The sequence below is a fragment of the Paenibacillus methanolicus genome (assembly GCF_008124765.1).
GTDB classification, from domain to species: Bacteria; Bacillota; Bacilli; order Paenibacillales; family Paenibacillaceae; genus Paenibacillus_Z; species Paenibacillus_Z methanolicus.
The window spans coordinates 50,916-72,409 of the sequence record NZ_VNHS01000006.1 but is presented as its reverse complement, the minus strand read 5'-3'; the positions used below and the strand labels follow the sequence as shown (position 1 = coordinate 72,409).

General features: G+C 54.5%; 20 protein-coding genes. 14 read left to right on the top strand and 6 right to left on the bottom strand.

Annotated elements, in window-relative coordinates; genetic code table 11:
• Nucleotides 1-7: 7 nt before the first annotated feature.
• The 6 genes from BCM02_RS16575 to BCM02_RS16550 all read left to right on the top strand — a co-directional run bounded on the left by BCM02_RS16575 (nt 8) and on the right by BCM02_RS16550 (nt 6,577).
• Nucleotides 8-310: a DUF1292 domain-containing protein gene (locus tag BCM02_RS16575; RefSeq protein ID WP_148930238.1), complete on the top strand. Its 303-nt coding sequence runs from the start codon at nt 8-10 to the stop codon at nt 308-310.
• Nucleotides 311-345: 35 nt separating this feature from the next.
• On the top strand, nt 346-645 hold the full coding sequence (locus tag BCM02_RS16570; protein ID WP_246183414.1) for a DUF1292 domain-containing protein: 300 nt from the start codon (nt 346-348) through the stop codon (nt 643-645).
• Nucleotides 646-786: 141 nt separating this feature from the next.
• The gene (gene mltG, locus BCM02_RS16565) at nt 787-1,914 is read left to right on the top strand and encodes an endolytic transglycosylase MltG (protein ID WP_246183413.1); all 1,128 of its coding nucleotides are present in this window, start codon (nt 787-789) and stop codon (nt 1,912-1,914) included.
• A 30-nt stretch (nt 1,915-1,944) separates the two neighbouring features.
• Nucleotides 1,945-2,907 carry a peptidase U32 family protein gene (locus BCM02_RS16560; RefSeq protein WP_148930236.1) on the top strand — a complete coding sequence of 321 codons (963 nt, stop codon included), beginning with the start codon at nt 1,945-1,947 and terminating at the stop codon, nt 2,905-2,907.
• Nucleotides 2,908-2,958: 51 nt separating this feature from the next.
• Entirely contained in the window at nt 2,959-4,212 is a 1,254-nt protein-coding gene (locus BCM02_RS16555; RefSeq protein ID WP_148930235.1) for a peptidase U32 family protein, read from the top strand.
• A 325-nt stretch (nt 4,213-4,537) separates the two neighbouring features.
• A complete protein-coding gene (locus BCM02_RS16550; protein WP_148930234.1) occupies nt 4,538-6,577 on the top strand; it encodes a methyl-accepting chemotaxis protein in 2,040 nt (679 codons plus the stop codon).
• Nucleotides 6,578-6,680: 103 nt separating this feature from the next.
• On the opposite strand, the gene BCM02_RS16545 is transcribed toward BCM02_RS16550, so the two are convergent.
• Both BCM02_RS16545 and BCM02_RS16540 read right to left on the bottom strand, forming a co-directional pair.
• A complete protein-coding gene (locus tag BCM02_RS16545) occupies nt 6,681-7,364 on the bottom strand; it encodes a zinc metallopeptidase (RefSeq protein ID WP_148930233.1) in 684 nt (227 codons plus the stop codon).
• Between the two features lie 49 nt (nt 7,365-7,413).
• Nucleotides 7,414-7,854: a MerR family transcriptional regulator gene (locus tag BCM02_RS16540; protein ID WP_148930232.1), complete on the bottom strand. Its 441-nt coding sequence runs from the start codon at nt 7,852-7,854 to the stop codon at nt 7,414-7,416.
• 385 nt (nt 7,855-8,239) lie between these two features.
• Here BCM02_RS16540 and BCM02_RS16535 point away from each other — a divergent pair, with 385 nt between their 5' ends.
• From BCM02_RS16535 to BCM02_RS16525, 3 genes are read left to right on the top strand one after another with little or no spacing between them, the layout of a single operon-like run.
• Nucleotides 8,240-9,607, top strand: coding sequence for an ammonium transporter (locus BCM02_RS16535; RefSeq protein ID WP_148930231.1), 1,368 nt, complete (start codon nt 8,240-8,242; stop codon nt 9,605-9,607).
• Between the two features lie 56 nt (nt 9,608-9,663).
• On the top strand, nt 9,664-10,734 hold the full coding sequence (locus BCM02_RS16530) for a DUF294 nucleotidyltransferase-like domain-containing protein (RefSeq protein ID WP_148930230.1): 1,071 nt from the start codon (nt 9,664-9,666) through the stop codon (nt 10,732-10,734).
• 18 nt (nt 10,735-10,752) lie between these two features.
• Entirely contained in the window at nt 10,753-11,487 is a 735-nt protein-coding gene (locus BCM02_RS16525; RefSeq protein WP_148930229.1) for a 3'-5' exonuclease, read from the top strand.
• On the opposite strand, the gene BCM02_RS36620 is transcribed toward BCM02_RS16525, so the two are convergent.
• Together BCM02_RS36620 and BCM02_RS16515 are read right to left on the bottom strand one after the other, a co-directional pair.
• The gene (locus tag BCM02_RS36620; protein ID WP_187434256.1) at nt 11,461-11,943 is read right to left on the bottom strand and encodes a M67 family metallopeptidase; all 483 of its coding nucleotides are present in this window, start codon (nt 11,941-11,943) and stop codon (nt 11,461-11,463) included. The genes BCM02_RS16525 and BCM02_RS36620 overlap by 27 nt on opposite strands.
• Nucleotides 11,944-11,994: 51 nt before the next feature.
• Complete coding sequence (locus tag BCM02_RS16515; protein WP_425466185.1) at nt 11,995-13,254, bottom strand: MFS transporter; 1,260 nt, start codon at nt 13,252-13,254, stop codon at nt 11,995-11,997.
• 171 nt (nt 13,255-13,425) lie between these two features.
• Between BCM02_RS16515 and BCM02_RS16510 the strand changes: the two genes are divergently transcribed.
• On the top strand, nt 13,426-13,977 hold the full coding sequence (locus tag BCM02_RS16510) for a TlpA family protein disulfide reductase (RefSeq protein ID WP_148930226.1): 552 nt from the start codon (nt 13,426-13,428) through the stop codon (nt 13,975-13,977).
• Between the two features lie 98 nt (nt 13,978-14,075).
• Here the strand turns inward: BCM02_RS16510 and cimA are convergent, their stop codons facing one another.
• Nucleotides 14,076-15,689: a citramalate synthase gene (cimA, locus tag BCM02_RS16505; protein WP_148930225.1), complete on the bottom strand. Its 1,614-nt coding sequence runs from the start codon at nt 15,687-15,689 to the stop codon at nt 14,076-14,078.
• A 246-nt stretch (nt 15,690-15,935) separates the two neighbouring features.
• Between cimA and BCM02_RS16500 the strand changes: the two genes are divergently transcribed.
• From BCM02_RS16500 to BCM02_RS16485, 4 genes are all read left to right on the top strand, one after another.
• Nucleotides 15,936-17,210: a DNA polymerase IV gene (locus BCM02_RS16500; protein ID WP_148930224.1), complete on the top strand. Its 1,275-nt coding sequence runs from the start codon at nt 15,936-15,938 to the stop codon at nt 17,208-17,210.
• Nucleotides 17,211-17,284: 74 nt separating this feature from the next.
• The gene (locus tag BCM02_RS16495) at nt 17,285-17,518 is read left to right on the top strand and encodes a ferredoxin (RefSeq protein WP_148930223.1); all 234 of its coding nucleotides are present in this window, start codon (nt 17,285-17,287) and stop codon (nt 17,516-17,518) included.
• A 215-nt stretch (nt 17,519-17,733) separates the two neighbouring features.
• Nucleotides 17,734-19,506, top strand: a complete 1,773-nt coding sequence (locus tag BCM02_RS16490) for a FecR family protein (protein ID WP_148930222.1) — start codon at nt 17,734-17,736, stop codon at nt 19,504-19,506.
• A 12-nt stretch (nt 19,507-19,518) separates the two neighbouring features.
• Entirely contained in the window at nt 19,519-21,099 is a 1,581-nt protein-coding gene (locus BCM02_RS16485) for a stalk domain-containing protein (protein WP_148930221.1), read from the top strand.
• Nucleotides 21,100-21,168: 69 nt separating this feature from the next.
• On the opposite strand, the gene BCM02_RS35300 is transcribed toward BCM02_RS16485, so the two are convergent.
• Complete coding sequence (locus BCM02_RS35300; RefSeq protein ID WP_187434255.1) at nt 21,169-21,309, bottom strand: hypothetical protein; 141 nt, start codon at nt 21,307-21,309, stop codon at nt 21,169-21,171.
• Nucleotides 21,310-21,494 lie beyond the last annotated feature (185 nt).

Sequence of the window (21,494 nt, the reverse complement as noted above, 5' to 3'; positions counted from 1 at the left end):
GGTTACGATGACAAAGGACGACATGCAGTTCGAAGAACCAGAAATCATCTACATTCCGGATGAAGACGGCAATGAGGAAGAGTTCGAGGTTGTCATGAAGTTTGAGGTGGATGGCTCCGATCAAAAATATATGATGGTCGTTCCGCTGAATGCCGAGGAAGACGACGAAGAAGCAGACGAAGTATACGCTTTCCGTTACGAAGAAGAAGGCGACGACCTGAAGCTGTATACGATCGACGACGAGGAAGAGTGGAACATGGTTGAGGAAACGTTCAACACGCTGCTCGCCGAGATCGACGAGAACGACTAACGCATTTAGCGCAAGTCGAAAGGAGCGTCAGACGTTTGAAACCAGTTGAACGTATATCCGTTTTGGGACCGATTTACGGCCGCGAGGTCGAGCTTGTCGGCGAGGACGGGGGAATGGAACCATTTCTAATCGCGGCGGAATTTCGAATCGGCGAGCAAATGTATGCCGGTTTACAGACTGAAGCGATGCGCAAGGAAGACGAAGTCGCATTCTTTCGGATCGTTCGGCAGGACGGCGGAGAGCCTGAGCTCGAGTCGATCGACGACGAAGACGAATGGGAAGATGCGGCGGAAGCTTACGACGATTTGCTGTTTATCGGCGATGAAAGGCCTTAAGGCTAGTTTATCGACGACGGCGATCTTATCATCTGAAGTTGCTTGGAAGCAGGGGCGGTCTAAGGCCGTCCCTTTTCCACGGCATTTGAAGCTTAAGCATTCTTTGCTACCCGTACCGCAGCCGAAATGGAGGACCTGAGCTTGGATTATCAGAAGCAGCCAGTGAAGGGAGCGCAAGACGCGGGACGTAAAGCGCGCAGAGGGCCGTCGAAAGCACGGATCACGCTGTGGGTTATTACCTCGCTGCTTGGACTCTTTATTCTTATTGCAGCAAGCATTGCCTTTTATATTTGGAACGGATTGCGACCTACTTCCGCGGGCGAAGTTCGCGAGGTCGTATTGGAGAACGGCATGTCGCCGTTCGAGTTTGCGCAAGTGCTGGAAGACCAAGGGATCATCCGAAACGGTTTTATTTTCAAATATTATTTGCGGTACCAAGATGAAGGATCGCGCTTTCAGGCAGGGACGTATGAACTCGTCCCAGGCATGGATATCGACGCGGTCATCGCGAAATTGAATGCAGGCGAAACGGTGCAAGCCGAGACGATTCGCTTTACGATACCGGAAGGATTCACGGTCGCGCAGATCGCGGATTCCTTGAGCAAAGACGGACTTGTCGACCGAGACGCTTTCCTGGCGCTTGCCGACGGGACAAGCCAATGGGCGGATGTCGAGGCGATTCGCGGCATTCCGGATAACAAAGACCTCAAGCACCGACTGGAAGGCTACTTGTTCCCGGAGACCTACGAAATGGAGAAAGGCAGCACGGCGGAAGAGATTGTGGACCGCATGCTGAAAGAGCTCGACCGCAAGCTGGTGGCTTTGCCCGAGGAATGGGAAGAGGCGATGAAGGAGCGCGGCGTTAATTTCCACGAACTGATGACCATTGCTTCCTTGGTTGAACGCGAAGTCGTCGTGGACAAGGAACGTGGGATCGTCGCAGGGGTTATTTACAACCGGTTGAAGGCGAAGATGCCGCTGCAAATCGATGCGACCGTGCAGTATTTACTCGACAAACAGAAGGAACGGCTGCTGGAGAAAGACCTTGAAGTCGAGAGTCCGTACAACACGTATAAAGTGAACGGACTGCCGCCGGGACCGATCGCATCGCCAAGCTTGAAATCGATTGAAGCGGCGTTATATCCGGAAACATCGGAATTCTTGTTCTACGTAACAAAGAAGGACGGCTCCAACGAGCATCTATTCGCGCGCACATTCAGCGAGCATAATCGCAACATTCGCAAGAGCAACGAAACGGCGCAAAATTAACAACGACATCGAAGAAAAGGAGGGCGCATGATGGCAACAAAACCCGAACTATTGGCAAGCGCCTCTTCATTGGATGAATTAAGGCGATTCGCGGAAGCCGGCGCAGACGCATTCGTAATCGGGGAATCCCGGTACGGCGTTCGTCTGCCAGGCGATTTCCCGGTAGAACAGATCGCCGAAGCGGTAGCCTTCGCCAAACCGCGCGGCATCAGAATTTATGCGGCCTTGAACAACGTACTCGACAACGATACCGTACGCACGCTGCCTGGATATATGAAACAAATCGTGGATGCTGGCGTGGACGCGATCGTATTCGGCGATCCGGCCGTACTGATGACGGCGCGTACCGAAGCCGCGGGAGTGCCGCTGCATTGGAACGCGGAGATGACATCGACGAATTATGCCACGGCGGAATATTGGGGCAGACGCGGAGCGACTCGTTTTATTACCGCCCGCGAGCTGAATATGGAGCAAGTGCTGGAGACGAAAGCCCAATCGTCGCTTGAAATTCAAGTGCAGGTGCATGGTTTGACGAATATTTATCATTCCAAACGTCCGCTCGTTCGGAACTATGTTGATCATCAAAGCGAAGGTGCAAAAGAGCAGTCGAGCCAACTGCCAGGCAACGGGGTGCCGCAAGGCACGATCGAAGAAGGTTTGTACCTAATGGAAGCGGAGCGTCCAAACGAGCGATATCCGATTTATGAAGACGCGAACGGCACGCACATTATGAGCGCGGACGATTTGTGCATGATCGAGAATTTGCATGAGTTGATGGAAGCGGGCATCGATAGCTTCCGCATCGAGACGTTGCTCAAATCCGCCGAATATAACGAAACCGTGATTCGCGCTTATCGTGCGGCCATCGACGCTTACGCCGCCGACCCGGATGGTTACCGGTTCAACGAATCGTGGCTGGAAGCAATTCAAGCTTTACAAGATCCGAATCGCGAGTTATCCTATGGGTTCTTCTACAAAGAACAAGTGTATTGATCGGTATACGATCTAACAACATCGCGAAACACAATCAGGAGGTGCACGGCCATGGCAACGAAGACGAAACCTCTTTTCACGGGAAAACGTCACCGTCTGGACCGGCCTGAGCTGCTTGCTCCGGCAGGCAATCTGGAGAAGCTTAAATTCGCCGTCCATTACGGGGCGGATGCGGTATATATTGGCGGCCAGCATTACGGGCTGCGTTCGAACGCGGACAACTTCACGTTTGAAGAAATGAAGGAAGGCGTGGAATTCGCTGATCGCTATGGCGCCAAAGTGTTTGTCGCGACGAACATTTATGCGCACAACGAGGATCTGGCAGGGCTCGAGGATTACTTGCACGGCCTGGAGAAAGCCGGAATCGCGGCGATTATCGCGGCCGACCCGATTATTATGGAGACGGCTCAGCGCGTCGCGCCGAAGCTGGAAGTGCACGTCAGCACGCAGCAATCGACAATGAACTGGCAGGCGGTCCAATTCTGGAAAGACGAAGGCATGCCGCGCGTCGTGCTCGCGCGCGAAGCCAGCCTGGAAGAGATCGCGGAAATCAAGGCGAACGTAGATGTCGAGATCGAAGCGTTTATTCACGGCGCGATGTGTTCGTCGTATTCCGGACGCTGCGTGCTATCGAACCATTTCACGGATCGCGATTCCAACCGAGGCGGATGTTGTCAATCTTGCCGCTGGAAGTACGATTTGTACGAGGACGATATTCAAGTGTACGGGATGGACGAAGATCAATTTACGATGGGCTCCAAAGATCTATGCATGCTGGAGAACGTGCCGGACCTGATCGAGGTTGGCGTCGACAGCTTTAAGATCGAAGGACGTATGAAAAGCTTGCATTACGTGGCGACCGTCGTACACGCATATCGGCGAGCGATTGATTCCTATATGGCGGATCCCGACAACTACGAGCTAAAGGAAGAATGGCTGCATGATATCCAGAAGGCGGCCAATCGCCCGCTTAACACGGGATTCTTCTATGATACGCCAGGCGCGGAGGATCATATTTACGGACCGGAAGATAAAGCGGCGCCGTATGATTTCGCAGGCGTAGTGCTGTCCTACGACGAATCGACCGGTCTTGCGGTCATCCAGCAGCGCAACAACTTTAAACCAGGCCAAGAGGTTGAGTTTTTCGGGCCGAACGGCACCGCGTTCAAACAAGTGGTCGGCGATATCGCCGATGAAGCGGGCGATAAGCTGGACGCGGCTCGTCATCCGCTTCAGCCGATCGTCATGAGAACCGAACAGCCGGTTCAGCCTATGGACATGATGCGCAAACGGATACGCCCGTAGTCTCTACACCTTAGCATACTCCTTTCCGGTCGTGTTTACCCGGGGAGGAGTTTTTTTCATGTCGCCTCGTTTTGCTATAAAGTTTTAACGCGACAAAGCCGACAAATAGGATAAGGATAATTTTGCACGGTAAGGTTAGATGAACCATGCCGATCCCACAGACAAGAGGAGAGAACGCCTGAACAACCACGGATCATGACAACGGCAGGAAGGATGAACAGCGCGAACATATCCCGGACGTATAGTCGCGAAGCAGCAGGTTTACAAATTCGTTCATGTAAACGCTTTACTTATACAGAACCTCGATTAGGCTAAGGGGGCCATTATGAGAAACCGTATTCGTTTGCAATCCGTCGGACTGAAGTTGTTTTTAATTATTTTTATCGCGATCGTCGTATGCGTATTGGCCGTAGGTTTATTTTCGTATTCCACCTCCAAATCCATCATAAAAGACAAAGTTTCGGAATCAACGGAAGTGGCGATTCGCCAATCGGCGGGCAAGCTGGACTTGATGTTCCAGAACTACGAAGATATGACGATGCAAATTATGCTGGACACGACCATTCAGAAGAACATCGACGCCATGATCAATTCTCAGGATACATACGAGCGTTTCCAAGCGACGCAAGAAGTGAGCAAGGTTCTTCAAATGTACGTCGTCGGCAATGATTCGATCGTCAATACCAACCTCATTGCGATGGCGGGCGATATCCCGACGATATCGGTCGGCACCACGTTGACGGAACCGCAGAACGAGGCGTGGTTCAAGGAAGTAGTGGAGCAGGACGGCAAGCTGATCTGGATTCCGGTTCAAGCGCAAGGTCTGAGCGGGCAGGGGAACACACCGACGTTCGGCGCATCCCGCGTAATCAAAAACACCATTACGAACAAAGGCGATTTCGTGCTCGTGATGGAATATAGCGCGGAGCACTTGGCCGCTCAGTTGGCCGATCTGCAAATCGGCGATGGCAGCCGCATATCTATCGTGGATATGAACAGCGCGATCGTCTACGATAGCGACGTGACGTTGGTGGGCAAGCCTTCGGCAGTCAAACTTCCGGCGGAAGGACAGGCGGCGAAGGGCGGCTCCATGGACGGGACGGATCAAGCCGGACGCGAAGTACTCGCGATCTACGATCAATTCGAGGCCGTGGACAATTGGCGCCTGCTTGGAGCGGTGCCAGTAGAACAATTAGTGAAAGACGCGGGCACCATTCGCACGACCACGTGGATCATTGCGGCAGTCGCGGCGCTGCTGGCTGTCGGCATCGGTCTCTTCGTCATTCGCATTGTGGCAAGACCGCTCGTCCAACTGCGCAATCTCATGAACGAAGGGGAACGCGGCAATCTGATGGTGCGTTCCACGATCAAGAGCAAGGATGAGATTGGCCAGCTGTCGAATAGCTTTAATCTGATGATGGCCCAGATTACGGCGCTTGTTCAACAGACGACGCAGTCCGCGCAGGATGTGTTGTCGACGGCCGGCGATCTGGCGGAAGCGTCTCGTCGCACTTCCAATTCGGCGAAGGAAATCGCGTCCGCGACCGAAGAGATCGCAAGCGGCGCGACCAGTCTGGCGATCGAAGCGGAAAGAGGCACGGATTTAACCGGCGAAATCGAGCTCCAGATGAAACAAGTGATGGCGAGCAATTCGTTAATGTCATCGGCTGCTCGCGAAGTCGAACGCTCTAGCATGCAGGGAACCGACCACATGAAGGTGTTGATCAACAAGACCACTTCGACCGAAGAGATGACGCGTTCCATGGTCGAGAAGGTTGAGCGGCTGCAAGAAAGCACGGAATCCATTCGCAAAATTCTCGATGTGCTGCAAAATCTTACGAAACAGACGAATATTCTTTCCCTGAACGCGGCAATCGAAGCCGCGCGAGCGGGAGAAGCGGGCAAAGGGTTTATGGTCGTCGCCGACGAGATTCGGAAGTTGGCGGACCAATCCAGACAATCGATCGACGTCGTCGGGCAGATTACGGTTACGATCCAGAGTGAAATCGAACAGACGGTTGGTGTGTTGACCACTGCGTATCCGATGTTCCAGGAGCAAATCGTATCCGTGAAAGAGGCGGATGCGATCTTCGCCGGCGTCCATGGCCAAATGTCGCAATTCATCGGCAGCCTGAACGACGTGACCGAGGCGATTGGAAAGCTGGAGCATTCGCAGCAAGTCTTAAATGAAGCCATGAGCAACGTTAGCGCGGTCGCAGAGGAATCTTCCGCGACATCGGAAGAGGTCGCATCGTTAAGCAGCGAACAGACGAATATCGCCGCAGGTCTGGTCAACCTGTCGGAGAAACTGGAGACGGTCTCCCAAGCGCTGGGCGAATCGTTATCGCGCTTCACGACCAAATAATTCAGGCAGCACAAACAAAGAGGAGGGCCGTCGAATGCGTCGGCCCTCCTCTTTGTTTGTGCCAAGCGAACTGGCAGGGAAGCTTCCCTTAACACCACGTGCGTTATTCTTCTCGGCTTGAAGTAAAGATCATCACATATTTGAGCAGTTCAAGCAGCGAAATTAGCGCGGCGGCAACGTACGTCAATGCGGCGGCGTTGAGAACCTTGGCTACGCTGCGTTCTTCCTCGTTCGTAATGAAGCCTTCGGACACCATGAGCTCTCTTGCCCGGCTGCTGGCGTTAAACTCGACGGGCAGCGTAATCAACTGAAACGCGACCGCGATCGAGAAGAACACGATGCCGAGGCCGAGAAGTCCGGTTGCTTGGAAGAGAAAGCCGGCGATCAACAGGAACGGCGCGATGCCGGACGCGATATTGACGACCGGGAAAATCCGGTGGCGAAGCACAAGCATCGGATAGTTTACGCTATGCTGGATCGCATGGCCGACTTCATGGCAGGCGACCGAGATCGCCGAGATGGAATGCTCGTAATACACCGGCTCGGACAGCCGCACGACCCGATGGATCGGATCATAGTGGTCGGACAGCATTCCGCGTACCGGTTCCACGGGAATGTGATGAAGTCCGTTGTTGTCTAACATGCGTCTGGCTGCCTGATAACCGGTTAGCCCGCTCGAGACAGGGACGTCTGACCAACGGTTAAACGTGCCCCGAACGCGAAATTGCGCCCAGATGGAGACGGCAAAGGCAATGAGGATGAGGAAGTCCATAGGGTGAAAGAACATATGCGTATCCCTCCATTATGGTAGTTTCGTTGGTGCGTTTCCTCAAGCTTTACATGATTCCGCCTTTGTTCATTAAGAGCATGAGTGCTTCGACGCAGGCGGCGGTCGAAGGGACGAGCCGTTTGAACACTTGCTGCGCCTGTTTGGGCTTCATTTGATTCAATACCGGTTCAAGTTCCTTCACTTCGCGCTGCAGCTGCTCCAGATGAAGCTGGAGGTCTGTAAGCTTGCTAGAGACATGTTCGTCGGGCGAAATTTTTTGCCAGCTATCAATGTTGGCTTTGATTTCGTCTAAAGAATATTTGTCCTTCTTCATTTGTTCGATTCGTTTAAGCCGCTCTAACGTGTCGTCACTATAAAGACGGTAATTTTTGGCGGAACGGGTTTCAGGTACGATAAGACCGGATGATGTGTAAAAATCGATAGTGCGCGCGCTCACGCCAGCGAGCTTGGATAATTCGCCAATACGGTACAGCGGTTTCTCTGCCATGTCCTCACCTTCTTTCAAGCACATGATTACTTATCTATAATATGATACCGAAAAATCAACCATACAGTCAAACGTCATGCTTTTGGTACGATTTACAAGTCGGAAAGCTGACATGTGAGCTCTGTTCACGTCATACATAGAATACTGATGGCAGGCGCGTTAATGGCTCTAATGGCTATAAAAGCCGAAGTATTCTCGTCCTTGCAACCTGATTCTCGGCCATTTGTGAGAAATAACTTAACATTGCCATCTGGAAAACACACGAACGTTAGAATTTTTTTGCACTTTGTCAAAAAGGATATTGTCAAAATATACTGTTCTGACTATAATGACATTAAGTCTTTCCTCATGTGTCAGGAATCATAACATTAAGGGAGTGGTCGTCGTGGTCAAGAAAACATTAGTATCATTAGGAGCTTTAGCCTTATTGTTCCCGGCATTATCGTATGCGGATGATCCATCAGCAGCACAACTAAATATGGGGCTTAATGCCCTGTGGATCATGGTCTCGGCAGTATTGGTCATTCTGATGCAAGGCGGATTTATTTTGCTTGAGTCCGGTTCGACCCGGATGAAGAACGCAGGCCACGTTGCCGGCAAGACGATCTTCACGCTTGGCCTTTGTTCCTTGGTTTACTGGGCGGTAGGTTATGGCTTCACGTTCGGTACGGACAATGCGGAGACGACGCTCAGCAAGTTCATCGGCATTGGCGAATTCTTCTTCAATCCTTCTATCGTAGCTGCGCAGGATGCTCCCTACCCTTTGACGATCTTCTTCCTGTTCCAATTGGCGTTCGCGGCGATCTCGCTGAGCATCGCGTGGGGCGGATTCGCGGAACGCGCGAAATTGTCTTCTTACCTCGTATTCACGATTCTGTTCACGGCGGTTATTTACCCGGTTGTCGCGCACTGGATCTGGGGCGGCGGCTGGCTGGCGAAAGACGGCGCGCAAGATTACGCAGGCTCCACCGTCGTGCACTTAACGGGCGCGCTTGCGGCATTCGCGGCTACAGTTCTTCTTAAACCTCGTATCGGCAAGTTTAACAAAGACGGGTCCGCGAATGAGATTCTTGGTCACAACCAAGTATATAGCGCATTATCGGTACTTCTTCTGTGGGTGGGCTGGTTCGGTTTCAATGCAGGCAGCGCGGTAAGCGTTGGCGAAGGCTTCTTCGGTTATGTGGCATTCAACACGCAGCTAGGCGCGGCAGGCGGTGCCGTAGCGGCGCTTCTGATCTCGTGGCTGGTAGCTGGCAAGGCGGACATTACGTCGATGCTGAACGGCGCTCTCGCCGGGTTGGTCGCGATCACAGCATCCTGCGCATTCGTTGATCCTTGGGCAGCGGTTGTCATCGGTCTGGTTGCCGGTATTCTGGTCGTATTCAGCGTGAAATTCTTCGAGAAAATCAAGGTCGACGATCCGATCTACGCATTGTCCGTGCACGGCGTTGCCGGTATCTGGGGTACGCTCGCCAACGGTATCTTCGCCACTCAAACGCTGGCTGAGCAAGTAGGCGTCGGCCGCGGCGGTCTGATCGATACGGGCAGCTGGCACCAATTGTGGATTCAATTCGAGTCCGTCGTCGTATGCGGCGCGTTCGTTCTCGCAGCGTCGTTCCTGATCCTCGGCGTCATGAAGATGATCATGGGCTTCCGCGTCACGGAAGAGCAAGAGATTATCGGTCTCGACCTTTCCGAGCACGGCACGTATGGCTACCCGGAACAAATGAAGAAGGCGCAGCAAAACCTGTAACTCCCATGATAAAATCGGAATAGTAGAGATATATGGACCAAAGGGGAGCGAGCAGTATGAACGATCCGGTCTGCGCACAACTGCTGACGTTAATCAGCCAAGCCGACGATTACAAGACGCTGCGCGGATTACGCGATCAATTCCATGAGCATATGGAATCGCTGCTCTTCGAACAACCGGTCGAACAATTTTATAATCATCTGAACGGCGTTCACGACGCGCTGATCCAGCGCACGATCGCCCTTTCGGAAATGCAAATGGCACGGATGGGGAACGGCTCCCCTCCCGTGCCTTATGCATATCTATTGTTCGGCAGCGGAGGACGGGAAGAGCAAACGTTATCCAGCGATCAAGACAGCGGCCTCATCTATCAGGATCCACGCGATTCTTCGCAGCTGGAGGAAGTCCGGCGTTACTTTAGCGATTTTGCGGGCGTGATCACCCAAGCTCTCGTGCAGATCGGTTATCCGCCTTGCGAAGGGAATGTCATTAGCGCCAATGCGGACTGGAACATGCCGTTATCCGAATGGAAGCAGAAGCTAAACGGCTGGTTCGAGGAGCCGAATTGGGAGCGGGTTCGTTATTTGCTCATCATCGCGGACGCGAGATGCGTCTGTGGATCATGCGAGCTTACGGACGAGCTGAAAGATCATTTCTACTCCGATCTGCTGCGCAACCCGGCCGTGGCGAATCATATGCTGAGCAATACGATGCGGCATAAAGTGTTGATCGGCGTCTTCGGGCAGCTGTTAAAGGAACAGTATGGCGAGGATGCAGGCAGTTTGGACGTCAAATACGGTGCCTATATTCCGATGGTGAACGCAATTCGGCTCATAGCCATCCAATCGGAGCTGCGAGAGACGTCCACGCTGGATCGAATCGATGCGCTTCACCGGCTAGGCAAGGTAACGGATAGCGATAAGCAGGTATATCGTGACACATTCAAGCTATTCCTCCGGCTGCGGCTGATGACGACCGAGCGGTACGTCGATTCGGTGTATGCGAATAACGGCAAGCTGGCCAAGCGGCGATTGACCAAGGATTTGATCGAAGAGTTGAAGGTAGGGCTGCGCGTCGGCAAGAAACTCCAACGTCGCGTGCACAAGGAGATGGACGGGAGAACGTAGCGCGAAAGGGGTGACACCATGAAAGAGCAGAAGGGCGTCGGGCGGATGTGGCATTTGTACAAAATGGGGGGCATTACGCCGGCAATTGCTTCGATGCTGGGGGCGCAGAATGCCCAGCAAATGGCGTTTATCCGCTCCATGTCCAAGGAGCAGCGCAAGCAATCCGCATTGGAACAGCTGCTGGATGAAACGGAGTATATCGTGTTCGATCTCGAGACAACGGGTTTCTATCCGTACAACGGAGACGAGATCCTCTCGGTCGGTGCCGTGATGATGAAGGGACGCGAAGTGTACGAGGATCGAAGTTTCTACAGTCTCGTCAATCCGAAGCGCCGCGTACCGAAGCATATCACGGAGCTGACCGGTATTACGAACGAGATGGCGGAGGATGCGCCGGATTTGATGCAGGTGCTGCACGACTTTATGGAGTTCGTCGGCAAGCGAATTTTGGTTGCGCATGCGAGCGGGCACGATAAACAGTTTCTGAACGCGGCGTTATGGCGGACGTCCAAAGTGAACTTGACGCACCGCGTACTCGACACGATGATGGTCGCCAAGTGGCTGGAGCCGAATCGGGAAGGTTACGGGCTGGACGAACTGCTAATCGAGAGCGGCATTCCGATTACGCGGCGGCACCATGCGTTGGAAGACTCCTTGATGACCGGACGGCTGTGGCAGCATTACTTGCGACGGATCCTATCGCGGAATATCCAGACGCTTGGCGATCTATACGCGTACTTGAGCAAACATTGAAGGAAGCCATTGTCCGCGGAGTTGGCGGTAAACGCATACCGACGGCGAATCCGGATTGGCCAGAGAGAGAATCCAACACGTCTCCGCGCCAGAATGCCGCAGACCGGCCAGATCGGCTTGCGACAAGACAGGCGGAGCGGTGGGATGGGAATGGAAGAAACCGACAAGCGATTGTCGGTTTTTTTGCATTCGATAATAAGCGTTCACCCAGGCATCCGGCGAGAAGGCAAAGGTCCGATTCGGGTTCGGGGCCTCATTGGGAATTGCGTAGACGGCGGTGATTTGTATGCCTGCATGCTGCTGAATGCCCGGAAGCGATCCCGCAAGCGCGCCGCAAGCTTCGAAAGGCAGTCTTTGCTTGGCATGCAAAAGCATCATGTCATAGGCGTCCGTCGTTATCGTAATTCGATCCGTCAGATCGAAGGATTGCTTTGTAGGGGGATTGGGATTAGACATCGTCGATCGCCTCTCATCTAAACTCCCCTCAGTATAACACAGGCGCATGCGCTACGCGGCGTCGCCGGCCGTCTTGGGCGGGCGGACGAACCCGGCAACCAGTCCGAGCGCGCACAGCGATAACCCGGCGACGACGCTATAGAGCAGCAGGTCCGATTTGCCGGCCAGCCAGCCGAAGATCGGCGGTCCGAAGGCGACGCCAAGGAAGCGTAGGCTGCTGTACAACGAGGTAATCATGCCGCGGTGCTGGCTGTCGACCGAACCGGTGATCAGCGTATTGAGACAGGGAAGCAGCATGCCGGTTCCCACGCTTCCGACGGTAGCCAGTCCGATCACGATCCACACGTTCTGATGGAAGAACGCCGCGGCGCCAAGGGAGGCGGCCAAGATGGCAAGCCCAAGCATCATAAGTCTGCGCATGAGAACGCCGTTGTTCTTAATGTGGTGACCGGTCATGTACGCGGTAATGACAAGCCCGAGCAGCGGGATGGCTAGTATGCCGCCTTTGGCTACGCCATCGATGCTGTATGGTTTTTTCTCCAGCACGTCCGATAAACGGAACAGCACGCCGAACAAAATGAACAGCCCGAGCGCTCCCGCGAGGAAAGACGATATCAGCCATTTTCCTTTCTCTCGGAACACTTGGACGACATTCGCGACGTACGTTTTGACGGGCATCGGTTTTTTATCGGTCTTCTTCGGTTCCTTGATCATGAGCATGAGCGCGAACGAAGCGGCGCAGAAGAACGGGAACGCGAATAGCGGGGCATACCACATCCACATGGCGAGCAGCGACCCGATGATCGGGCTGACGACTTTGCCCGTGCCGTTCGATGCTTCGATCAGTCCAAGCGCCTCGCTTTCTTCGCCGTCCTTATACATATCGCCGACGAGGGCCATCGCGATCGGAGACGTGCCGGCCGCACCGATTCCTTGGAAGGCTCTGGCCGTAATCAATACGCCGTAGGAATGCCACAACGCGCCCAGTCCCGCGACGATGCCGGCCGCACCATAGATAGCCAGCGATACGAGAATGATTATTTTGCGCGAGTATCGGTCCGACAGATAACCCATAATCGGAATAATAACGCCGGCGGCGACGGAGAACAATGTGATGACGAGACTGGATTGAAAATCGGTCACGCCTAGCTGTTGCTGCAGATCCGGCAAAATCGGCACGAGCATGGAGTTGCCCAACACCAGGACGAGCGGGACGGAAGCGAAAGCGATGTATTCCTTCCATTTGGCCCCGCCCGTGCCGCTGCTTTTCGCCCCGTTCTTCTTATCTTTAGCCGGTTCGTACGTTCGCATTTGCTTATGATTACGGCCGCCGGCGCGCGTTGTCGTGTTTCCCACTTTCATCTCTCCCACGTCAAAGTCTCATAATGAATAATCTTCCCCTGAACTTGAGCTTCCATCCCCGCCATGGTAACATGACCTTTAGATGGGACATGCAATCAATCAGACGAAAGAAGGCTTGACATGAGAAGAACGCTGCTGCTGCTCGCCGTCATTCTTGTGCTGACGGGTGCGGCTTTGTATCAGAACCAATCGAAGGGCGCTGCGGGCAATGCCACGGCGGCATCATCATCATCGTCATCGGAATCGAAGCCGAAGCCCGGTTATACGGCTCCCGCGTTGTCGCTGCCGAATTTGGACGATCAATCGGTCGCGATCGGCGGGCAGAGCGACAAGTTGACGCTGCTCAATTTCTGGGCGTCGTGGTGCTATCCTTGCGAACTGGAAGCCCCGGATCTGCAGGAATTGTCGGTAAAATACGCGGACCGCATGGTGCTGCTCGGCGTCAATTCGACCAAGCTGGACAAGGAACGCCAAGCGCGCGAATTCGTCGACCAGCAGAAGCTGACGTTCCCGATCCTGATGGACCGCGAGGGGACGGCAACCGATCTGTACAAGATCAACACGTTCCCGACGAGTCTGATTATCGATGAGAACGGGGTTGTGCGCGAGCGGGTACAAGGGGTTATCACGAAGGCCGAGTGGGAAGATAAAATCGAGAAGTGGCTCAACTAACCCAAGCCGGAGCGTTAAGGTTTAGGGAGATGAAAAAACGCCTCGCGCGACAAGACCAATCTTGTCGGCGGGGCGTTATTCGTTCTTATTAGCTCGCGTTAGTGGTTCACCAGACCGAATCGCTCGCGCGGTTCATCCTGCGCAGGCTCCACTTTGTCCATCTTCAGCAACGCGTAGCGGAAGCTGTCGACGAGCGCTTCCCAGCTCGCTTCGATGACATTGCTGGAGACGCCGACCGTGCTCCAGGAGCTCGTGAAATCGGTGGATTCCATGAGAACGCGGACTTTGGCCGCCGTCGCGTCCTTCTCGTCGATGACGCGCACTTTGTAATCCGTCAGATGAATCGCGTTGATGTTCGGGAAGAATTGAACAAGAGCTTTGCGCAGCGCGTTGTCGAGCGCGTTGACCGGTCCGTTGCCTTCGGCGGCGGTGTAGACCGACTGGCCGTCGACGTTTACTTTCACGATCGCTTCCGCGTTCATTTGGCCAGCCGATTTCTCCATGATCATCTTGAACGAATCGAGCGTGAATACGGCTTTCGTCTCCCCGAACGCATCTCTGAGCAGCAGTTCGAGCGAAGCATCCGCGCCTTCGTATTGATAGCCTTGATGTTCCAGTTCCTTAATCTGTTCCATAATTTGCTTCGTCTTGTCGTTGTTCGCGTTAATATCCAGTCCGAGCTCTTGCGCCTTCGAGATGATATTGCTTTGACCGGCCAATTCGGAGACGAGTATGCGCTGCTTGTTGCCGACCAACTGCGGTTGAATATGCTCGTAGGTTTTCGAGTCTTTCATGATCGCGGATACGTGAATGCCGCCTTTGTGCGCAAACGCCGCGTTGCCGACGAACGGTTGGCCGACCGGCATGGTGGCGTTGGCGATCTCGCTAATGTAGCGCGCCGTGCTCGTGAGCGATTGGAGCTGTTCCGGCGACAGACAAGGGTAGTTCATCTTAAGCTGTAAATTCGGGATAATCGAGCACAGGTTCGCGTTACCGCACCGTTCGCCGTATCCGTTGATCGTCCCTTGCACTTGCCTTGCGCCGGCTTGGACGGCCGCAAGCGTATTGGCGACGGCCAGCTCGCAGTCGTTATGGGTATGTATGCCGATCGGCGCCGTAAGCTCCGAACGCACGCGGGAGACGATCTCGTGAATTTCCGAAGGGAGCGTGCCGCCGTTCGTATCGCACAGCACGAGCCAATCCGCGCCGGCGTCCTGCGCGCTGCGCAGCGCGGCCAACGCGTATTCCGGATTATGCTTGTAGCCGTCGAAGAAGTGCTCCGCGTCGTAGATCGCCTCGACGCCGCTGCGCTTCAGGAAAGCGAACGAATCGTAAATCATGGCGAGATTTTCCTCGAGCGTCGTTTGGAGCGCGGTATGCACATGGAAATCCCACGATTTGCCGACCAGCGTGGCGGCAGGTACGCCGGACTCGACGATCCGGATGAGGCTGGTATCGTGCTCGGCCAGACTGTTCTTGCGTCTCGTGCTGCCGAACGCGGTCAGTTTCGCATTGAGACGGAGGTTCTTGGCGCGCTGGAAAAATTCGATATCCTTGCTGTTGCTGCCCGGATTGCCGCCTTCGATATAATGAACGCCGAGAGCATCGAGCTTCTGGGCGATTTTCAATTTGTCATCGGCCGATAGGCTGATGCCTTCCCCTTGCGTGCCGTCCCGCAGCGTTGTGTCGAATATGGAGATTGCCTGTGCCATTGCTTGGACGCTCCTTCCCTCATGTAAACTGTCTATAAATTCATAATTTTATCATTATAGCATGAGATGTATCGGGCGTAAACGAATCGGATGGTGCGAAAACGGCGAAAATATCGGCTTTTCGAGCAGGAGAACAAGCCATCGTGCGAGCGCTACCTGCGCTTGGACGGCAGGTTGACCGGGACAACCGGCGATTGTATGATTTATATATTTCAGCAGTGTAACTGAAGGGTAAGGGATCGGAACATGGCGGATAAACGAACGGGGCGAATTATCGTCCATGTCGATATGAACGCGTTTTATTGCTCCGTTCATGAAGCGGAGCAGCCTGACATATATAAAGGAAAGGCGACCGCGGTGGCCGGCAGCGCGGAGCTGCGCAAAGGCGTCATCGTGACGTCCTCTTATGAGGCTCGCATGCGCGGCGTCAAGACGGGGATGACCGTTCGCCAAGGCCTGAAGCTATGCCCGGATCTGATGCTGATCCAGCCGGATTTCGATCTGTACCGCAAATACTCCAGAGGATTTTTGAACATTGCCTCGCAGTATACGCCTTTGGTGGAAGCGTCCTCGATCGACGAATGCTACCTCGACATTACCGGTTCTTCCACCTTCGGGGAGCCGCTCGAGATCGCGCGCGCGATACAACGGCGGATTCGGGAGGAGTGGCAGCTGCCCTGTTCGATCGGCGTTGCGCCGAACAAGCTCTTGGCGAAGATGGCATCGGATATGAAGAAGCCGAACGGCTTCACCGTGCTTCGCATCCGGGATGTCCCCAATCTGTTGTGGGATAAGCCATGCGACACTTTATTCGGTATCGGGCGGAAGACGGCGGACAAACTAAGAAAGCTTAACATCCGGACGATCGGACAGCTGGCGGCCGCGGACGAAGGATTGCTCGCGAAGCAATTCGGCGTCGTCGGCATCTGGATGAAAGCCGCGGCCCACGGCATCGACCACGCGCCGGTGAACGAGCAGCGGGAGCCGAACAAATCGATCGGCCACACGACGACGATGCCGCGCGACGTGACCAAGCGCGAGGAAGCCCATCGGATTCTGCTCAATCTGACGGATCAGACGGGGCGTAGAATGCGCAGACAGAAGCTAATGGCCAAGGTCGTGCAGATCACGATGCGCAATCCCGACATGTCGACGATTACGCGTTCTGCGACGTTGCCCAATCCGACGGATGCCACGCCGGACCTTTATAAGGAAGCGACCAAGCTGTTCGATCAGCATTGGCGGGAAGGCGCACCGCTGCGCTTGCTCGGCGTGACGCTGCAAAACTTGAGTCCGCGGGACGAATCGGCCATTCAGTTGGATCTGTTCAGCTACGAAGAGCAACCGAAGAAAGAGGCGCTTACGAAAGCGATGGATATGCTGCGCGACAAATTCGGCGAGGACGCGGTACTGACCGCAGGCATGCTGGGCGACGACCCGTCGGCGCTCATCCGCAACAAACGAATTCGAGGGACATCCTTGCAAACAGACGAGCTTTTGTTATATAGTAGTGATGATTAAAGTCATAATAATCATTATAATTATGGGCATGATATACGACCCGGTACGCGATTTATTTTTGGGAGGGAAACACGGTGGCAAAATATACTTACGTCGATAAAGATACATGCATCGCTTGCGGAGCTTGCGGCGCGACGGCACCAGACATTTACGATTACGACGACGAAGGCTTGGCGGAAGTAATCTTCGACGGCGACGGCAACCGCGGCGTCAAGGAAATTCCGGAAGACCTGTACGACGATATGCAGGACGCAACAGACGGCTGCCCGACGGATTCGATCAAGATCGCGGATTCGCCGTTTAACTAAATCCCGCTCGATTGAAGCTGTAACCCCTGGCGCCTAAGGCGGCCAGGGGTTATTTGTCGTCTTTCGTATTGCCAGTTTTATGAGCGCGAGGATAGAATAGAAGATAGGCTGGAAGTTATGAGTCTCTCGGTTGCTCGGCGTTCGGTTCGGTATTTTCATAGGTATCGGGACCTACCCAACATGCTCGGGAGATGGCTACATAAGGAGGAGAACGCTTGAATCGCTATTATGCTAGATTTACGTCGATCATGCTATGCTTCGCGCTGCTGATCGCGCCTGCCGTTCTGTGGACGGGAACGAAACAGGCATCCGCGCAGGTGATGCGCGTCGCTATCGTCAAATCGCTGAAGGGCAGCGTGTCCGTGCTGAAATCGGGCGGCTCGAAGCCGTTCAAGGCGTTCAAAAACATGAGCTTGAACGAAGGCGACCTGCTCAAGACGGGCAAGGACGGCAGCGTCCAACTCGAACTGGCAAGCGATGATTCGGACCGCGACGAAATGACGGTCGGCGGCGAATCCGAAATATCCTTTACGAAACTTAAAGACAAGACCGGCTCCAAAACGAAGCTGAACGTATGGGCGGGAACGTTGTGGGTGAAGGTCAAGTCGGTGGCCGGGGCCGAGGACAGTTTCGAAGTCGAAACGCCGACCTCGATCATGGGCGTTCGCGGCACGAAGTTTATTGTCGTCGTCAACCCCCGCACGCGCGTATCGAACGTCGTTTTGGCGGCGGGCGTGATCGAATCGGTAGTGAATAAAAATACCGGCAGCGGCGGCGGGACGGGAGCGGGGAAGCAAACGGTCATATACCCATCTCAACAAATCGTGCAGACGCAGAACGAGGATGGCGTTCATACGTGGGTGTCGACGCTTGACGTGGAGAAACTGGTATCCTCCGTCCCTCCCGATATCATCCGTTCCATCGTGATGAGCGCTGCCGATATCGCAAACGAGCAGCAGCAGCAGATCGAGCGCTGGAAGAAGCAGATGGCAACCGGCTCGGGCAGCGACTCCAAGCCCGAGGGCGTAGAATCGAAGGAAGATCTGGAGCGACTTGCGCATAATTACAACCTGTTTGTTACTTTGATCGCTCAGAAAGCCATGCAGACGAATAAGGTGAATTCGGAGGAGCTGGAGCGACTGGCCGATCAGGTTAATGAAGAAGCCGGTCGAACGATCATTGATCTGAAGACGAAAGAAACGATGGATCTAACCGAAAAAGAAAAAGTCGAATTGCAAGAAGCGTTGAGGCAAATGGAGCAGGAACAGCGGCGCTACGAGCAAGAACAACGGTTATTGGAAGAGAAACGTCGACTTCAAGCCGAGCTGATTCGTAAATTAGCTGAACAAAATCAGACGACCGACGAGCGGAATCGCGAGGCGTTGGAAAAATTAGCGCAGAAAGCGGAAGACCTGAAGAAGCCGGTCGACCAGACCGCCAAGAACCCGCCTGTCAGCGGGGGAAGCTCCGTCATCCCGACCGTTAAAATAACGGGGGAGCAAATCGGGGGCACGATCAACATTGATGTCAATCTGGACGATTTCACCGAGGACAAGAAAATTTCCGCGTTTCAATTGGAATTGGAATACGACGAGCGCTTGACGTTTGATATGGACGCCTACCAAACGCCAGCTTACATCGCTATTCGCAAAACGACGAGTCCGTTCAAAGTAGAGCCAGCCGGCGAAATCCTGCCGAACGCGCTAAGCGCCGATCAGCTTAAGCTGATGAGCGCCGCGCAAAACGGCGGTTCGCTGCCGAAGCCGACGGTGGTGTACTCGGTTGCCAAATTTGCGGGCGAGGCGCTCGCGATCCAAGATCCGGCTGCGATCGTTCGGCTGCCGTTCGCGCTTGGCTCCTCGATCGTCTCCGGTGATACGCTTCGTTTCCGTTTGAAGAGCGTCACGGGACTGAACGAGAACGGCGAGGCCGTGTATCGTTCCACTTATTATGGCGAATTCACCATTCGCCCTACACAGCAAGGTTAGGAGCATGTGCACATGAAGAATAGCTTAATCATGGCGGCATTGGGCTCGGCGCTTCTACTGACGACGGTTGAGCCTGCAGCGGCCGCGGGGGCTTCAGCTTCCGCGCTAGAAACCAAGAAATCTTTATACGAAATCCATACGCTGGCCGGCAGCGGAGAGTACGCTTATCGAGAAGGGAAGGGTAGCGAAGCGACCTTTAATCAGCCAACCTCGTTGCTTGCCGTGAGCGGATCGCTCGTGCTGGCCGATACGCACAATCAGCGTATACGCACGATTGCGGCAGACGGCGCTACCTCGACGCTTGCCGGCACGGACTGGGCGAGCGGAGACTGGGACTTGGCGCTTGGCGGGCTGAATGACGGCAAGATCGGCGAGTCCGTCCTTAACGAGCCGGGCGGACTTGCCGCCGACGCCAACGGCAACATGTACATCGCGGATACGGAGAACCATGCAATCCGAAAGCTGGACCGTGCCGGCATGTTGACGACGATAGCCGGCAACGGCGCAATCGGCAGTAAGGATGGACAATCGGCGGAGGCTCGTTTCTATCATCCGCTAGACGTGGCGGTGACCGCCGATGGCATTATCTACGTGGCGGATACGCTTAATCATGTCATTCGCAAGATCGAAGCCGGGAAGGTGTCGACGATCGGCACGCCGCCGGAGCGCGCGATTTTATCGGCGGAGGAAGCGGAGCTCGCCGGTAATTTCGCGGACGGGCCGCTAGCCGGGGCCAAGTTTAACGAGCCTAGCGGCTTGGCGCTCGACGCGAAGGGGAATTTATTTGTCAGCGATACGGGCAATCAGCGGATCCGCTATATCGATTTCGGCCAAGGCGTCGTGACAACCGTCGCGGGCGGCCGGACGGGATTGTTCCCGGGCTATGGCGAAGAGGAAGCATATGTGACGGGGGATTATGCGGACGGGGTTGCCGCGGAGGCGAAGTTCAACGCGCCGAGAGGGCTGGCGGTGACGTCGGAGGGCGGCCTGCTCATCGCGGATTCGCTCAATCACGCGATCCGTTATTTGAAGGACGGCGTCGTGACGACCCTTGCGGGCACGCCGGGCGATACCGGGCGGGTGGATGGCGTCGCGTCGGCATCCGGCTTCAACAAGCCGACCGATGTCGCGTGGCTGGGAGGCGATTCGTTCGCGGTCGCGGATGCGGGGAACAACCGAATCGGCATCGTGAGGCCTTACGCGTTGCCGGCCGGGTTGAAGAAAGCCGAGACAATCCATTTGCTGCTGGATCGGCAACGGATCGCCACGGATGCCGCGCCGGTCGTAATGAACGCAGCGACGTTCGTGCCGGTGCGCGTCATCACCGAGCAGCTCGGTTTCACCGTGCAATACAGGGAAGGCAAGACGGTATTGACCCGCGGCGAATTGAGTTACACGGTGACTGCGAAGGCAGCCTTGATAGCTAAATCCGAGGCGGGCAAGACGCAGAACGTCAAACTGTCGGCGGTTCCTTTCTATAAAGAAGGCCGACTGTTCGTGCCGGTTCGATTTTTCGCGGAAGAAGCTGAGCTTGACGTGCAGTGGCTGTCCGATGTAGGCGCCGTGCTTATGCGGCATAAACAGTTCTCCTAACAACGAACAGGCCGCTCCTTCGGTTGAAGGAGCGGCCTGTTCGCGCTGTTATATAGAAGCGTTATCGAATTAGTTGTTGACGATGAGCAACACGGCCATGAGGATCGCGATGGCGGCGAAGGACGAGAGCACCCAAATTAACGCTTTTTTATTGACGGTTTCTTTAGGTTTTGTTTTCATGGCAGGCGGTCTTTTCTTTGGATGGCTCATGCGAATCAACCCTTCTTTTCAAAATGGACATGTAGTTATATTGTAACCGTTTACGAAGTGGCGATCAATCCTTTTATGCGCGGCCAAGGCCTTAAAATGGCGGTCCAAGCGGGGCAGAGCTCTTTCTTTTTGTGCCAGAAAAGGATAAACTGTTCGATAGAGCTAAATAGACGAACGAAAGTGGT

Excerpts from the sequence above, each read along its gene's own strand:
- BCM02_RS16530 (WP_148930230.1), top strand. The coding sequence starts at position 9,664 with ATGAACGATCCGGTCTGCGCACAACTGCTGACGTTAATCAGCCAAGCC.
- BCM02_RS35300 (WP_187434255.1), bottom strand. The coding sequence starts at position 21,309 with ATGAGCCATCCAAAGAAAAGACCGCCTGCCATGAAAACAAAACCTAAA.
- BCM02_RS16515 (WP_425466185.1), bottom strand. The coding sequence starts at position 13,254 with ATGCGAACGTACGAACCGGCTAAAGATAAGAAGAACGGGGCGAAAAGC.
- BCM02_RS16485 (WP_148930221.1), top strand. The coding sequence starts at position 19,519 with ATGAAGAATAGCTTAATCATGGCGGCATTGGGCTCGGCGCTTCTACTG.
- BCM02_RS36620 (WP_187434256.1), bottom strand. The coding sequence starts at position 11,943 with ATGTCTAATCCCAATCCCCCTACAAAGCAATCCTTCGATCTGACGGAT.
- BCM02_RS16510 (WP_148930226.1), top strand. The coding sequence starts at position 13,426 with ATGAGAAGAACGCTGCTGCTGCTCGCCGTCATTCTTGTGCTGACGGGT.
- BCM02_RS16560 (WP_148930236.1), top strand. The coding sequence starts at position 1,945 with ATGGCAACAAAACCCGAACTATTGGCAAGCGCCTCTTCATTGGATGAA.
- BCM02_RS16500 (WP_148930224.1), top strand. The coding sequence starts at position 15,936 with ATGGCGGATAAACGAACGGGGCGAATTATCGTCCATGTCGATATGAAC.
- BCM02_RS16555 (WP_148930235.1), top strand. The coding sequence starts at position 2,959 with ATGGCAACGAAGACGAAACCTCTTTTCACGGGAAAACGTCACCGTCTG.
- BCM02_RS16525 (WP_148930229.1), top strand. The coding sequence starts at position 10,753 with ATGAAAGAGCAGAAGGGCGTCGGGCGGATGTGGCATTTGTACAAAATG.
- BCM02_RS16550 (WP_148930234.1), top strand. The coding sequence starts at position 4,538 with ATGAGAAACCGTATTCGTTTGCAATCCGTCGGACTGAAGTTGTTTTTA.
- BCM02_RS16575 (WP_148930238.1), top strand. The coding sequence starts at position 8 with ATGACAAAGGACGACATGCAGTTCGAAGAACCAGAAATCATCTACATT.
- cimA (WP_148930225.1), bottom strand. The coding sequence starts at position 15,689 with ATGGCACAGGCAATCTCCATATTCGACACAACGCTGCGGGACGGCACG.
- BCM02_RS16540 (WP_148930232.1), bottom strand. The coding sequence starts at position 7,854 with ATGGCAGAGAAACCGCTGTACCGTATTGGCGAATTATCCAAGCTCGCT.
- BCM02_RS16545 (WP_148930233.1), bottom strand. The coding sequence starts at position 7,364 with ATGTTCTTTCACCCTATGGACTTCCTCATCCTCATTGCCTTTGCCGTC.